Below are 12,675 nucleotides of genomic sequence, written 5' to 3' on the forward strand. Positions count from 1 at the left end.
CTTAAGAATTTAAAAGATTATAGATTATTTTTTTGGACGCTTAGTTCCATACTTAGATCTACGTTGAGTTCTTCCCTCAACACCAGCAGTATCTAAAGCTCCACGTACTACGTGATACTTTACCCCTGGTAAATCTTTTACTCTTCCTCCCCTTACTAATACTATCGAGTGCTCTTGTAGGTTATGTCCTTCTCCTGGGATGTAGGCGTTTATCTCATTACCGTTAGTCAATCTAACACGGGCTACTTTACGCATTGCCGAGTTAGGTTTCTTAGGTGTAGTGGTATAAACACGCGTACATACTCCACGACGTTGTGGACATGCCTTCAAGGCAGCCGATTTACTCTTCTTAGTAACTTGGGCTCTTCCTTTTCTAACTAATTGTTGAATAGTTGGCATAAATTAATATATATAACGTTTTAATATTTCCCTCTGAAGTTCTCTCCAAAGGTTTGCAAAAGTACAATTATTTTCTAAATAATCAAATATCAAGGAGTTAATTTTATTTAAAGCCTATTTTTTTGATTTTTAGAAACCTACAATAATTTCTAAATTTTAATGTTTTGTTTCTTATTTCGCAACAACAAATGGAAACGTCAAATGAATTAACTAGATTTGATTTTTATGAAGTTTTTAAAATTCTTTTTTTTATTTTTTTCGTTCTTTTTGATAACATCATCAAATTGGGCTCAAGAAAAAACAGCTGTATTTATTTTAAAAGACAGTTTAGCTGTTGATTTTTCTCTTGATGACGTAAAAGACATTTCTTCTTTAAACAAAACTTTACACAATAAAGGATATTATTACTACACCTCTACCCTCATCAAAAAAGATAGTATTGACATCTTCTCTATCTCCTTAGGAACTAAAACTTCCGTTTTAAAAATTAAAAACTCATATAAAGAGATTCATACAATTTTAAAAACAAAAAAAGACATCTATTACATAGCTCCTAATCAACTAAACGATTGGATGAAGCAACTTAATTCCGAGTTTGATAAATTAGGAGAAAACTTTACTGTTATTGAGTTAAAAAATCAACAACTACAAAACGATACTCTTTATTGCGATTTATCTATATCAAAATCTAAAAAGAGATTCATCAATAAAACCGTGGTAAAAGGATACAGTCGTTTTTCTAAACGATTTTTAAAATATTACATAAAGTGTAAAAAACCTTTTAATAAAGAACTTCTTGAAGAAACCGAAGAAAAAATAAATCAACTTACGTTTGTACAAAACCAAAAGAAACCTGCCGTTCTTTTTACCAAAGACTCTACACATCTTTATTTATATATAGAAAAAGTAAAAGCAAACAAATTAGATGCTTTAATTGGTTTTAGCAATCAGGATGGAGAAAGCAAAATTCAGTTTAACGGATATATAGATTTATCTTTAACCAACACACTACACAAAGGAGAAACACTTGCTTTTAAATGGAACAATTCAGGGCAAGATCAGCAAGAGATTGATTTAAACATAGACAACCCTTACATCTTTAACAGTCCCATAAACGTAGGTTATCAATTAAATATTTTTAGACAAGACAGCACCTTTGTAAACACACAACAACAATTTAGCCTAAGCTACAAACCTCACTACAAACATTTAATATCCTCTTATTACCACAACGAATCTTCTACAACGCTAGCCAACACCATTAACAACACAGAATACACTAAAAGTTTTATTGGACTTGGATATAGCTATAAAGAGATTAACAGTTGGAGAATTCCTAAAATTAAAATTGAGTTTGACATTGCTTACGGAACTAGAAAAACAGCAGAAACCACCCAACAACAAACTTTTAAAAGTGATTTAATTTACAATATAGAAATAACTCCCAATAATCATTTTTACATTCGAAACAGAAATGCCTATTTAAGATCTGCCAACAAAACAAACAATGAACTCTACAGAATTGGAGGAGCTACCACTATGCGCGGTTTTTTGGAACAAAGTATTTTGAGTCACTTATATGATTACGCAAATTTTGAATACAGATATTTTAACAATCCTATTAGTTACTTGTATGCTTTTTCTGATGTTGGTCATTTTAGAAATTTAAGCAGCCAGAACAACTTAATAAGCATTGGTTTGGGATACACTTTAGGAACACCATCGGGACTTTTAAAAATAAGTTATGCCGTTGGAAAAAATCAAAATACAAATTTTAATATAAGTAACGGATTGTTTCACATCAACTTTGTTACCATATTCTAGCTTTTAACTACATTTGCACCATGGAAAAACAATCATCAAAAATATTTGGTATTAGAGCTATCATTGAAGCTATTAATGCTGGTAACTCAATCGACAAGGTTTTTTTACAAAAAGATGTAAACGGACCTTTAATGATTGAACTAAAACAATTGATTAAAGAAAACAATATAACCTCTAGTATTGTACCCGTTGAAAAACTGGACCGTATGTCTAGAGATAACAATCACCAAGGTGCTGGAGCTTTAATTGCTCCTGTTGCTTTTTACGACCTTGACACACTTATTACCTCTACTATAGAAAAAGGAGAAACTCCTTTATTTGTATTACTAGATCAAATTTCTGACGTACGTAATTTTGGTGCTATTATTCGTACCGCTGATTGTACAGGTGTACACGGAATTATAGTTCCTAAAACAGGAAATGCTCCTATTAACGGAGAAACTGTAAAGACATCGGCAGGGGCAGCTTTTAATGTGCCTATTTGTAAAGTAGATCATATTAAGGATGCTATTTTTATGTTACAAGCAGCAGACATTAAAATTGTTTGTGCTACCGAAAAAACAGAAGACACTGTTTTTGACGTTAACTTTAATCAACCTACGGCCATTGTTATGGGTTCTGAAGATAGAGGTATTAACCCTTCTATTTTAAAAATTGCTGACACAAAAGCAAAATTGCCTTTGTTAGGAAAAATTGGTTCTTTAAACGTTTCTGTTGCCTGTGGAGCCTTTTTATACGAAACAGTAAGACAGAGAATGAATAATTAAAAGAATTGATATTATAATGAACGTAAGAGAAGAATTAGAAAAAAGAAGTGGAAATCAATGTGAATTGTGCACAGCTACGGGGAACTTAAATGATGTAAGACTTAAGCCTAGTTTAACAGACACATTAGATACCAATATTTTAATCTGTGATACTTGTAAAGATCAAATTGACAATCCTGAAAACATGGATGCCAATCACTGGAGATGTTTAAACGACTCTATGTGGAGCGAACAAAAAGCAGTTCAAATTACAGCATGGAGAATGTTAAATAGATTAAAAGGAGAAGGATGGCCTCAAGATTTATTAGACATGATGTATTTAGAAGATGCTGATTTACGTTTTGCAGAAGCTACAGGTGACCACTTAAGTGATGATGAAAAAATTATTCACAGAGACACCAACGGTGCTATTTTAGAAGCTGGTGATACTATTACACTTACCAAAGACTTAGATGTAAAAGGTGGAGGAAACTTTACTGCTAAAAGAGGTACTGCTGTTAGAAACATTTCTTTAGTGCATGACAATGCAGAACAAATTGAAGGAAGAATTAGCGGAACACAAATTGTAATTTTAACAAAGTTTGTTAAAAAAGCCAACGCAGAACAACAATCTTAACAAATTGTATTCTTATAAATAAAAAAGCTCGAGAAAATTCTCGAGCTTTTTTATTACTTATTCTTTTTAAACTGTTTGTTTCTTGTGTAAGCAAAAACGGAAATAAAAATCATACTCCCCATAATTACATAGGTAAATTTTGGAATAGGAACAGGATCTCCAGAAGCATAACTATGCAAACCTGTTAAATAATAATTCACTCCAAAAGAAGTCATAATTATAGACCAAAAAGCAAACATACTTACCATATTTAAAACGTAGTCACTTTTTAGTTTCGGAATCAACCTCAAGTGCAACACTACCGCATATACAATAATACTTATCAAAGCCCAAGTTTCTTTTGGATCCCAAGCCCAATATCTTCCCCAAGATTCATTTGCCCAAACTCCACCTAAAAATGTTCCTACAGAAAGCACAAACAAACCAATGGTCATGGCTAACTCGTTTAAATAAGTCAGCTCTTTTATTTTTACATTTACTCTTGCTTTGTTTTTAGGGTTTCTAACTACCATTAAAATTAAAGCCATCATTCCTAATACGGCAGACAATGCTAACGGAGCATAACTACTTACAATGGTTGCTACGTGTACTTTTAACCAGTAAGATTTTAACACAGGCATTAAGTTGGTAATTTCCGGACTAATCCAATCCAAATAACTAACAAACAACAAAGCACCTGTAAATATAGTTGCTAGCGGTAAGGCAAAATCAGATTTTTTATAGACGAACAAACCGCACAATAATAATACCCAAGCAACAAAAACCAACATTTCGTATCCGTTACTCCAAGGAGCATGTTGTGCCACATACCAACGTAAAATAATGTTAGTAGCAAACACTATAAATCCTAACCAAGTAAGCAATACAATTCCATTCCATAAATAATGAATTATTTTATGATGTGTAAAAACTCGGATAACCGCAAAAATTAACAACACAAAACCAAAAACAAAAAAGACCTGAAACAACCAAAAGTTCAAATTCAACTTATTGTACAACAACTCAGCCTCTATTCTTTTTTCTGAGGGTATAATATCTCTACCCAACACTTTTTGATAGGTACTGATATAAGACAAATCTTTTTCAGCTTCTTCCCATCTTTTTAGAGATAGGTTTTTAAAATAATTAGCGATGACACTTTTTACAAACAAAGCATCTTCATTCGGAAAATCTTCAAAGTGATGTGTATAACTAAACCAAGTATCATTGGTATCTAACTTATTTGGGAATATTTTTAAATAACTCCCTATAAATAGATTGTATAAAATATTGAATCGTTCATCAATCTTTAAAATTTCTTTATCAAACTCCGATCTTTCTGCTGGCTTTTTCTGATTTGCTTCTTCTACATGTTTAGATAACACATAACTTCCATCATTTGCCAATAAATCTCTAAAAGCAACTGTTTTAAATTCAGAAATTTCAATGCCATTTAAAACATCTTTCGTTTTTTTAACATCTACTTTAATCATAGGAATGTTCTGACTTACTTCTGATGCCATTTGCAAAGCCAAAAACACCTGACTGGCATTTAGCTTTTTAATCACTCCATCTTTTCTATACTTATAATACGTTTTTCCTGATATTTTTCTTAGAAATTCCGAAGCTAAAGTTCCTATTGGTTTTATTCTACCATCTAAATCTTGAACCAACAACTTTTCAAATTGTTTAGAATGATGATTATCCATGGAAATTTTTACAAAAGCAGCTACACTAGTTGTTTTGTCTGTAGTGTTAGCTTGAGCATAGTTAGAAAAAGAGGATAACAACGTAAACAAGATGGCAACAACTTTAACCGTTTCTAATTTTTTCATCTTAGTTAAAACAGTTCTAAACCTAGTTCCTTTTCCAAACAAAGTAAAAAACATTCCAATTCCCATAAACAAATATCCTAAGTAGGTTATATTTGTTCCAATAGCATCGTGATTTACAGACAACACAGTTCCTTTTTCATCAGTATCATAACTTGCCTGAAAAAATCTATACCCTTTATAATCTAATACATTGTTCATAAAAATTCTAAACGGAGTTTCTTTTCCATTATCTATCACAGAAACCTCACTAGCATAAGCAGCAGGACTTGTAGAACCCGGATAACGATCTAATTGGAAATCATTCAAACGAATAGAAAAAGGCAAAGTAATTTCTCTAGATCCATAAGCTATATCCATATAAGTTCCTTTTAAATTAATACGATGTGTTTCTGGAACAAAACCCTCTCTATACAATAAAGGAACTTCTACAACCTGATTTCCTGATCTTGCTTCTAACAACAATACATCATCTTTGTTTTTGTCGTTTTCTTTAGAACCTTCTACAGTCCCCGATTCAAAAGCGACTTTCCCTTTTGCATGAAAAGCCAATGGAACCAAAGATAAGTTCTGATATCTATACAAGGTGCTTAAATGCATTACATCCCAAGTATTGGGTTTTATTTTTCCTGCATTTTGAGAAGCCATGATAAAATAATCCAACCCGTTAGGAGCTTTTATTTGAAAAGTTTCATCCTTATTTAGGATATTAACAGCATCCTTTTCATCTGTATTTAAACCTATCTTATAATTTTCTTTTCCTACAACCCTAATTTCTCCGTCCGTTAAAAAAATGGTTTTTCTTCCATCTCCTACAGAAACAACTACTTCTAATATGGGTTTTCCCACCAAAGTGTCAATCGCTATTTTAGAAGTTGCATCAGGAATATAATCTTTATAAACCAACGTTACAGGTGTATTGTTATAATCCGTAGACAACTCAAAAGAATTACTTTTGGCATGAGAAAATGATGCTTTTTTCTGAACTACTTTTGTTTTACCGTGGTGATGTAGTTTTACCGTTACAAAATTGGTTGTAGACAATACCGTATTAGATTCTTGCCCTTCTCTAACTCTTAACACTCCTCCATAAGAATAATACCTGGTAATAGCAGCACCTACCATAATTAACACAAACGCAAGATGAAACATTAACACCGCCCATTTTTCTTTTCTAAGCAACTTGTATTTAAAAATATTAAACACAAAACTAACCGTCATTAAGAGCATAATCATTTCAAACCACCAAGCATCATAAATCAATACCCAAGCAGTAGCTGTTCCGTAGTCATTTTCTACAAAAGTGGCTACAGCCATAGAAACGGCAAATGCAATTAAGGATAAAACCGCTAAGGCAGGGGAAGCAAAAATTCTATATAAAATTTTCATAGCGTTTGTTTTTAAAATAAGTAAAGACACAATAGGCATACCCATGTGTCTTTACCGTGAATTATAGATTTAGTTTAGTTTATTCTAATGTTGTTTCTGGATAATTAGCTTCACGCTCTTTTGCCTCTTTTAACCACTCAGGTAACAAAGTCTTTTTAAACTCTTCTTTTTCTAAGTTTAATTTTTTCATATCCAAACCAATGTAAGCCTGTGCTTTTTCTTTAGAAGAAATATCTGGCATTTCTACAGGTTTGTTATAACCTAACTCTGCCAACAATCTTGCTAATTTTACACGACCTTCTTGAACCACATCTAATCCAGAACTAATTACTCTTGCAATCTCCACAGGTGAATGGAAAGAAGCTCCGTGTGATGCAGCTGCATAATCCCATCTCCATTGTGCATGACGGATATCCATTAAAATCTCTTTCATTTGAGCTTCTGTTGCTCCTAAATCCCAAGCTTTTTTAGCTTCTATATGTGCTTTTACCAAAAAGTCTTCTAACTTTAATCTGCTTTGTGTAGATTTTTGTTGACGTTCATAAACATTGGCAATCAACTTGTCTTTATCCTCTCTATGACAAACTTGACATGAATTAGCCACATTATTTAAAGGAGATTGAATGTGATGATCTGTGTATTTTTGACCACCTTCACTTTTATAAGGCATATGACAATCTGCACAAGAAACACCTCTATCTGCATGCACCCCTGTTAAATAAGTTTCGTAACCTGGATGCTGTGCTTTTAACATTGGGGTTTTACTTAGCTTATGAGTCCAATCTGAAAACTCAATATCATCATAATATCTCTCCATATCTTCTACCGTCATTCCGTTTTTCCAAGGAAAGGTTAAATAAGGAACTCCTTCTTTACCTGGTTTCTTTTTATCAAAATAATACTCTACGTGACATTGTGCACACACCAACGATCTCATTTCTTGATGCGAAGCTTTGTTAATATCTTTCCCCATTGCTTTAAACCCTTCTATTAACGCAGGTCTTGTAATGGTTAACTTCATGGTTTTAGGATCATGACAATCGGCACACCCAATAGGATTCACAACTTCTGCTCCTTTATCTGCCCATTTTCCACTATAGAATTCCGCCACTCCTTTTTCATTCATTAAACGAGGCACATCTGGTCCTTTACACGTCCAACAAGTTGCAGGCATTGGTCCATCACCTTCTCCTTTTGGCCCACCGGTTCTTAAAGTATTTTGAATATCTTTTACTGCGTTTAAATGACCACCTCCTTGATTGTAATCTTTAGAGAAACCATACCCTGCCCAAAGCACTACCAATCTAGGATCTTCTTCTAACATATCTCTTTTTGCAGAACCTCCTTGATAAGATGCAAAAGAAGTATCTGCCGTTTTAATATACGATTGATATTCTGCAGGATAGTTTTCTCCCCAGACCTCATTTCTTGGTTCGTTCTCGTTAATTTTTACTTTAGGTAGGTATTTGTATTTCGCCTCATTTTTTCTATTAATGATGCTTGAAGCCAACAACCCCAGTAAAAATACAAACACTGCTGTAAGCGCAAATAGTACCTTGTTTTTCATTTGTATCGTTTTAAATTTATGATTTTTTGATTTAGTTATTCTTTATCTATAGATTCTTGCAACCATTTAGGAACTACAGTTTCTTCACCATCTGTAGGCAAGGGAGCAATGTTGTATTTTACGGTAGAAATTCCATGTACATCTCCATGAGGCACTTCTTTATGACAAGACCAACATTGTCTATCCGTTCTGTTTCCTCCATGACTGGCTATAAAACCATCGTATTTAGTTTGAGTAACTTGTTGTACGTGGCAACGCAAACAATTGTTTTGCACCACTTCTTGAGATGCAGGTCTCATAAACATTACTTCGGGTTCTGCTCTTGCCGTAAACACAGAAGAGTGAAACAATCCATCTTTGGCTTTAAAAAAATATTTATTAAATACATTGTTATGTGGTACATGGCAATCGTTACAGCTTGCCCATTCTCTATGAGAGCTATGCATCCAAGCATTATACATAGGCACCATTACATGACAGTTTACACAAGATTTAGGATCGTCTGACATATAAGAAACAATAGACGATTCCTTTGCCATAAAAGCTCCTAAACCAATAACAATGGCAATTGAAAAAACAGCTATAGATCGCCATTTTGATTTTTTCTCGGGTAAAAAACTTTTATTTTTTTCCATGTTTATTAGTGGCTACTACACCATTTATTTTCTAACTATATTCATTCCTTATTTATGAAAGTAAATTTATACGATAAAAACATCCATCTAAATGATATAAATCATACTTTAAAAAATATTTACAAATTCTTATCTAGTATATTTGTAGCCATATGCTAATTACCAAAGAACTTTTTAAAGAGCACATAAGCAAAGTAACACAACCCTTACCAGGCAGTGTAGCTATGCCAACACACTACAAATTACCTGTTAAAAAAAAGTATGAAAATTTAAATATTATAGACTTTTTTTTAAAACTGGTTCCACGTGCTAACAAGCAAGTTTGGCTAGAAAAAATTAACACTAAAACTTTGTTGATTAACGGTAAACCTGCTACTGTTAATTCTATTGTAAAAGGAGGAGATATTACCGAGCATTCATCTGCACCAAAAACAGAACCCGAAGTTTCAAATAATATTCAATTACTATACAGTGATGATGCTATTATTATAATTAACAAACCTGCTCCCCTTCCTATGCATCCTAGTGGAAGATTTAATAGAAATTCACTTACCGAAATTTTAAAACTCGCTTTTCCAAAAGAAGATTTTAAAATTGTACATAGGTTAGATGCCAACACTACGGGTATTGTAATTTTAGGAAGAAACAAAGAAATTGTAAAAACAATTGGCTCTCAGTTTGAAAGCAAACAAACTAAAAAAACATACCTAGCTTTAGTAGAAGGAATTCCTACGGATGATTATTTTAACACCAACACTAAAATTGGAACAGATAAAACTGCTGGAGGAGGACGAGCATCGGCAACAGACGGAATAGATGCCTATACCGAATTTAAAGTCTTAGAACGAAGAGCAACAATCAACCAAACACTTTTAGAAGTTACCCCACACACAGGAAGAACCAATCAAATTCGTTTGCATTTAGCACAACTTGGTTTTCCTATTGTTGGAGATATTGGCTACAAAGACAGTAATTACTTTAAAAACAATCCTCTTACTTATAATACAGATTGTTTGTTCCTTCATGCTTGGAAACTTAGCTTTCATTATCAAAACAAAAACTTTTTAATAGAAGCTCCTATTCCCAAAAAATTTAATTTTTAGAAATAGCTTGACAACAATCAACCTCTAAAATTTTAAAAAAACATTGATTCCTTGTAATTTTATGACCAACAATTCGTTTGTTTCTAAAAATACATGCATTTATGGAATTACAACTTACTCCTATTGATGTTGTAGAAAACATTAGTAAAAAGGATTTTATTAAAAAATATTACAAAAAACAAAAACCCGTAATTGTAAAACAGTACTCTAAAAATTGGCCAGCATACACTAAGTGGAATTTAGAATACATTAAAAAAGTAGCTGGAGACAAAAAAGTTCCGCTTTACGATGACAGACCCGTAGATCCTAAAGCTAAATTTAACAGTCCCCATGCTTATATGCAAATGGATGAATATGTAGATTTACTAAAAAGAGAACCTACTAAATATCGAATTTTCTTATGGAACATTTTAAAAGAAATTCCACTTTTACAAAAAGACTTTAAATATCCAGATTTAGGAATTTCGTTCATTAAAAGATTACCTACGCTGTTTTTTGGAGGATATGACTCCTATACCTTTATGCATTATGATATAGATTTGGCTAATATTTTTCATTTTCATTTTGAAGGTAAAAAAGAATGCATTTTATTCGATCAACAACAAACCGAACATCTTTACAAAATTCCAAACTCTTTAATGAGTCACAGAGGTATAGATTTTTCTAATCCAGACCTAGAAGAGTGGCCTGCTTTAAAAAATGCCCAAGGTTATATTGCACAATTGGAGCATGGAGATATGCTTTATATACCAGAAGGATATTGGCACTACATGAAATATATAACACCAGGATTTTCAATGAGTTTAAGAAGTCTTGCCAAATCTCCAAAAAACATTTCACATGCACTATACAATCTCCTTATTATGGTACCTGTAGAAAATATCATGCGAAAAACAATGGGGCAAAAATGGATTGACTGGAAAAACAATAAAGCCAAACACAAAACAAACTCAACCAACACAGTCGCTCTTGAGTAAAAAAACAACAGAACATAAAGAAATTACATTTCTTTATCTGTAAAAAACATGGTATGTTAACGACTACAAATGCAAATAAACCGAACTATGAATAAAATCACACTATACGGTGCCGATTGGTGTCCTGATTGCAGAAGAGCTAAATCCTACTTAAAAGACAACAATATTACTTTTGAATTTGTAGATGTTGACCTAGATAAAGAAGCTACTGCTAAAGTAGAAACCATCAACAACGGAAAAAGAATTATACCTACCGTTATTATTAACAACAAGCCATACACTAATCCAAACAATGCAAAATTAGCAAGTATTTTGGGAATTAATCCCGAAGGGCAATTAACCTTATTTGGTGCTGATTGGTGTCCTGATTGTAGAAGAGCAAAAAGCTATTTAAACGATAACGGAGTAAAATTTCTTTTTATTGATGTTGACAAACACGATTGGGCTACAGCCAAAGTAGAAGAAATAAATAATGGAAAAAGAATTATACCAACCATTTTATTAAATGAAGTTCCATACACAAATCCTGACAACGCAAAACTTAAAGAATTATTAAATATTGATACCAACAAAGAACACAAAGTATATGATAGTATTATTATAGGTGGAGGTGCAGCAGGTTTAACCACATCTATTTACGCTCAAAGAGATAGATTTAACACTTTAATTCTTGAAAAGAAAAACATTGGCGGAAACGCTTTTTTAACCGAAAAAATAGAAAACTATCCTGGGTTTACAGAAATTTCTGGACCTAAATTGATGGAACGCATGGAGCATCAGGCAAAAACCTATGGAGCTGAAATTAAAACTGGAGAAGAAGTATCTAACATAGAAAGAAAAGGAGAACTATTTGAACTTACCACCATTATGGGAACCTATTTAACCAAAACAGTAGTTTTATCTACAGGTTCTACCTACAGAAAATTAGGAATTCCTAACGAAGGTGATTTAATTGGCTCTGGTGTTCACTTTTGTGCTACTTGCGATGGAGCTTTTTATAGAGACAAAGAAGTTGTTGTTATTGGAGGAGGAAACTCAGCTTTAGAAGAAGGAATCTTTTTAGCAGGATTTTGTAAAACTGTTAAAATTATTAACCGATCTGCAGAATTTAAAGCCTCTAAAACTTATATAGAAAAACTAAATAGTATTGATAATATAGAAGTTTACACAGACAACACTCCTATATCTTTTACTAAAAACGATAAAAACCTATTTAAAGGTATTATTGTAAAAGACAATAAAACAGAAGAAGAAAAAGAAATTACTGCCGATGGTGCTTTTATATTTATTGGATTAATACCAAACACTAAAAGTTTTAAAGGACTAGTAGACTTAAACAACCAGGGTTTTATTACAACTAAAAACTTAGCAGAAACTTCTGTAAAAGGAATATTTGCTGCTGGAGATTGTAGAGAAGGTGCCATTGCACAAGTAGCCGCTGCTACTGGAGAAGGAGTTTTAGCTAGCTATGGTATTAGAAACTTTTTAAAATAAACAGTCATTATTTAACAACTAAAAACCGAGGATTAGCTTTCTAGTTTTTTTATGTAATTTTTTTAACTTAATTATTAAAATCAAAAAAGCCTC

The 12,675-nt window shown here is 32.5% G+C and carries 10 protein-coding genes; 6 read left to right on the forward strand and 4 right to left on the reverse strand.

The window, feature by feature from the left end:
- Positions 1-24: 24 nt before the first annotated feature.
- Positions 25-399 carry a 30S ribosomal protein S12 gene (rpsL, locus tag GGR97_RS08560; protein WP_068827466.1) on the reverse strand — a complete coding sequence of 125 codons (375 nt, stop codon included), beginning with the start codon at positions 397-399 and terminating at the stop codon, positions 25-27.
- 225 nt (positions 400-624) lie between these two features.
- On the opposite strand from rpsL, the gene GGR97_RS08565 reads away from it, so the two are divergent.
- Genes GGR97_RS08565 through GGR97_RS08575 form a run of 3 tightly spaced genes read left to right on the forward strand, consistent with a single transcriptional unit; the run spans position 625 to position 3,606 of the window.
- Positions 625-2,223: a BamA/TamA family outer membrane protein gene (locus GGR97_RS08565; RefSeq protein ID WP_167898102.1), complete on the forward strand. Its 1,599-nt coding sequence runs from the start codon at positions 625-627 to the stop codon at positions 2,221-2,223.
- 20 nt (positions 2,224-2,243) lie between these two features.
- Positions 2,244-2,990, forward strand: a complete 747-nt coding sequence (gene rlmB / locus GGR97_RS08570; RefSeq protein ID WP_167898103.1) for a 23S rRNA (guanosine(2251)-2'-O)-methyltransferase RlmB — start codon at positions 2,244-2,246, stop codon at positions 2,988-2,990.
- Positions 2,991-3,006: 16 nt separating this feature from the next.
- Entirely contained in the window at positions 3,007-3,606 is a 600-nt protein-coding gene (locus tag GGR97_RS08575) for a PhnA domain-containing protein (RefSeq protein WP_167898104.1), read from the forward strand.
- 53 nt (positions 3,607-3,659) lie between these two features.
- Here the strand turns inward: GGR97_RS08575 and ccsA are convergent, their stop codons facing one another.
- The 3 genes from ccsA to nrfH all read right to left on the reverse strand — a co-directional run bounded on the left by ccsA (position 3,660) and on the right by nrfH (position 9,008).
- Entirely contained in the window at positions 3,660-6,806 is a 3,147-nt protein-coding gene (gene ccsA / locus GGR97_RS08580; RefSeq protein WP_167898105.1) for a cytochrome c biogenesis protein, read from the reverse strand.
- Positions 6,807-6,885: 79 nt separating this feature from the next.
- Positions 6,886-8,379: an ammonia-forming cytochrome c nitrite reductase gene (gene nrfA, locus GGR97_RS08585; protein ID WP_317165746.1), complete on the reverse strand. Its 1,494-nt coding sequence runs from the start codon at positions 8,377-8,379 to the stop codon at positions 6,886-6,888.
- A gap of 29 nt (positions 8,380-8,408) precedes the next feature.
- Positions 8,409-9,008 (reverse strand): cytochrome c nitrite reductase small subunit, encoded by a 600-nt coding sequence (nrfH, locus tag GGR97_RS08590; protein WP_167898107.1) that lies wholly within the window; start codon positions 9,006-9,008, stop codon positions 8,409-8,411.
- 152 nt (positions 9,009-9,160) lie between these two features.
- Between nrfH and GGR97_RS08595 the strand changes: the two genes are divergently transcribed.
- The 3 genes from GGR97_RS08595 (at position 9,161) to GGR97_RS08605 (ending at position 12,582) form a co-directional block, all read left to right on the forward strand.
- Entirely contained in the window at positions 9,161-10,111 is a 951-nt protein-coding gene (locus tag GGR97_RS08595; RefSeq protein ID WP_167898108.1) for an RluA family pseudouridine synthase, read from the forward strand.
- 101 nt (positions 10,112-10,212) lie between these two features.
- Positions 10,213-11,088 carry a cupin-like domain-containing protein gene (locus tag GGR97_RS08600; protein ID WP_167898109.1) on the forward strand — a complete coding sequence of 292 codons (876 nt, stop codon included), beginning with the start codon at positions 10,213-10,215 and terminating at the stop codon, positions 11,086-11,088.
- Positions 11,089-11,175: 87 nt separating this feature from the next.
- A complete protein-coding gene (locus GGR97_RS08605; RefSeq protein WP_167898110.1) occupies positions 11,176-12,582 on the forward strand; it encodes an FAD-dependent oxidoreductase in 1,407 nt (468 codons plus the stop codon).
- The last annotated feature ends 93 nt before the right edge of the window (positions 12,583-12,675 follow it).

It is taken from the genome of Wenyingzhuangia aestuarii, assembly GCF_011927765.1.
In the GTDB taxonomy this organism is placed as follows: Bacteria; Bacteroidota; Bacteroidia; order Flavobacteriales; family Flavobacteriaceae; genus Wenyingzhuangia; species Wenyingzhuangia aestuarii.